Annotated in this window: 1 protein-coding gene; it reads right to left on the bottom strand. The window is 73.3% G+C overall.

From position 1 onward, the window contains the following. Nucleotides 1-3,110 (bottom strand): type I polyketide synthase (locus ACWC5O_RS45205; protein WP_450781359.1); only part of this gene is annotated, 3,110 nt, incomplete at both ends.

Here is a 3,110-nt window from a genome sequence, read left to right as displayed (position 1 = left end):
GGACACACCGGCCCGGCGCGGACGCCCGCCCGCCTCCGGCCAGTCCACCGCCTCCGTCAGCAACGACACCGCACCCGCCGACCAGTCGACATGCGACGACGGCGCATCCACATGCAGCGTGCCGGGTGCGAGTCCGTGCCGCATCGCCAGCACCATCTTCATCACGCCGGCCATGCCGGACGCGGTCTGGGTGTGTCCGATGTTCGACTTGACCGAACCGATGAGCAGCGGCCGGTCGTCCGGGCGGTCCTGCCCGTACGTCGCCAGCAGTGCCTGCGCCTCGATCGGATCGCCCAGCCTCGTCCCTGTGCCATGCGCCTCGACGACGTCCACGTCGGCACCGGTCAGTCGGGCGTCGGAGAGGGCGGCCCGGATCACACGCTGCTGCGAGGGGCCGTTGGGGGCGGTGAGGCCGTTGCTCGCACCGTCCTGGTTGATCGCCGAACCACGTACCACCGCCAGCACGGGGTGCCCGTTGCGCCGCGCGTCCGACAGCCGCTCCAGCAGCAGCACACCCACGCCCTCCGCGAGGGAGAACCCGTCGGCGGCCTCGGCGAATGGCTTGCAGCGTCCGTCGGGGGCGAGACCCCGCTGCCGGCTGAAACCGACGAACGGCGCCGGGTCGGCCATGACCATCGCGGCCCCCGCCAGCGCCATCGAGCACTCGCCGGAACGCAGGGCCCGTATGGCCAGGTGCAGCGCGACCAGCGACGACGAGCACGCCGTGTCGATGGTCACCGCCGGTCCTTCGAGGCCGAGCACGTAGGAGACGCGGCCGGATGCCACGGCGGTCGAGGCGCCGGTGACGAGATAGCCCTCGGTGCCGTCGGTGTCGCGGCTGAGCAGGGTGCCGTAGTTCTGGTCCGTGAGGCCCGTGAAGACGCCGGTGCTGCTGCCGCGCAGCGTCTTCGGGTCGATTCCGGCCCGCTCGAACGCCTCCCACGACGTCTCCAGCAGCAGCCGCTGCTGCGGGTCCATCGCCGCCGCCTCACGCGGGGAGATCCCGAAGAACGCCGCGTCGAACTCCCCTGCGTCGTGCAGGAACCCACCGTGCCGGACGTAACTGGTGCCGTGCCGGTCGGGATCGGGGTCGTAGAGCCGTGTCGTGTCCCAGCCCCGGTCGGCGGGGAGGCCCGTGATGACGTCCTCTCCACCGGTGACGACGCGCCACAGGTCGTCGGGGGACGCGATGCCGCCCGGGTAGCGGCATCCCATGGCGACGATGGCGACGGGATCGTCGTCCGTGGAGTTCTCGTGCGAACTGGCCGCGACCGCAGTCGAGTTCTGGCCGTTCGGCGGTGTCGCGTCGTCTCCGAGCGCCAGTTGGCGGAGGTGGGCGGCGAGTGCGAGCGGAGTGGGGTGGTCGAAGACCGCAGTCGTCGGGACCTTCAGCCCCGTACGGGAGGTGAGGCGGTTACGCAGTTCGACAGCGCTCACCGAGTCGAAGCCCAGCTCCTTGAAGGCGTACTCGGAGTCGATGGCGTCCGCCGAGTCATGGCCGAGCACGGCGGCGGCCTCGGCCCGTACGAGGTCCTGTACGAAGCGGTCGTGTTCGGCGGCGGGCAGTGCGCCGAGCCGCTGGGCGAGCGTCGACGTCGCCGCGTCCGCGCCGTGCCGGTCCCGTTCCCCGGCGCGGGCCGCCCCGGCGGCCCCCGGCTCGTTCCTCGGCTCCAGGGCGGCGATGAGCGGGGCCGGCCGGGCGGCGCTGAAGACGGGTACGAAACGGGCCCAGTCGACGTCCGCGACGGCCACGACCGTGTCGTCGTGGTCGAGCGCCTCCTGCAGTGCCACCATCGCCGGTTCCGGAGCGATGACTGGGATGCCGCGGCGGCGCAGCGGATCACGCATGTCCTCGCCGATCATGCCGCCGCCGTCCCAGGGGCCCCAGGCCACCGAGAGCACCGGCAGCCCGTGCGTTCGGCGCACGCGTTCGGCGAGGGCGTCCAGGGTGGCGTTGGCGGCGGCGTACGCCGCGTGGTCGGCGACGCCCCAGACGCCGGAGATGGAGGAGAAGAAGATCAGCGCGTCGGTCTCGGCCGGGTCGAGGACCTCGGTGAGGTGCCGGGCCCCGGTGACCTTGCCCGCCGTGACCTCGGCGAACTCCGTCAGTTCGAGGTCGGCGAGCGCCCCGAGGGTACCGACGCCGGCGGCGTGCACCACCGTACGTACGGCGCGTCCGTCCGCGCGCAGCGAGTTCAGCAGGTCCACCAGGGCGGCACGGTCGGCCACATCGCAGGCGGCGACGGTCAACCGGGCGCCCAGAGCCGCGACTTCGGCCTCCAGCTCCGCCAACCCTGGGTCGTCGCTGGTACCGCGGCGGCCGACCAGGACCACGTGCTCGGCGCCGCCACGCGCCAGCCACCGGGCGACGTGCGCGCCGAGCGCGCCGGTTCCACCGGTCACGAGCGCGGTGCCGCGGGGCCTCCAGTGCCGCGCGGAGGACTGTCCGGCAGACGGGTCCGCCTTCCCCGACAGAGGGGCCGGCACGAGACGCCGTACGAAGGTGCTGTTGGCACGCAGGGCGACCTGGTCCTCCGCACCGTCGCCGTGCGACGCCAGGACGGCGCACAGAGCGCCGGCGTCCCGTCCCTCGACCCGCTCGGGCAGGTCCACCAGCCCGCCCCAGCGCTCCGGGAGCTCCAGGGCCGCGACCCTGCCCAGCCCCCAGACGGCCGCCTGCGCCGGCCGGGCGACCGGCTCTTGGTCCCCGACGGCGACGGCACCCCGGGTGGCACACCACAAGGGCGCGCTCGCGCCGACCCGTCCGAGCGCCTGGACGAGGGAGACCGTGAGGGCCGCGCCGGTGGGCAGGACGGAATGTTCGGGCAAGGGGTTCTCGTCCAGCCCGAGCAACGACAGTACGCCGCTGAGAGGTGCCGATGCCGCCGGGTCGGCCAGCGCCTCGCTGAGCGCGGACTCCAGGGCGTCGGACTCGGCGTGCCGCGACGTGAGTTCGAGTACGCGTACTTCGGCACCGTGGCTTGTCAGCGCATCGGTGACGGAGCTGATGAGGTTGGTGTCGGTGTCGGTCATGGTGGGCTGGTGCGGGACGACCAGCAGCCAGGTGCCGGTGAGGGTCGCGGTCCGCGCGTCCCGGCCGACCGGCTTCC

Source organism: Streptomyces sp. NPDC001450, from assembly GCF_053597295.1.
The sequence above is the reverse complement of the archived record's forward strand: the minus strand, read 5'-3'. Positions and strand labels throughout refer to the sequence as shown.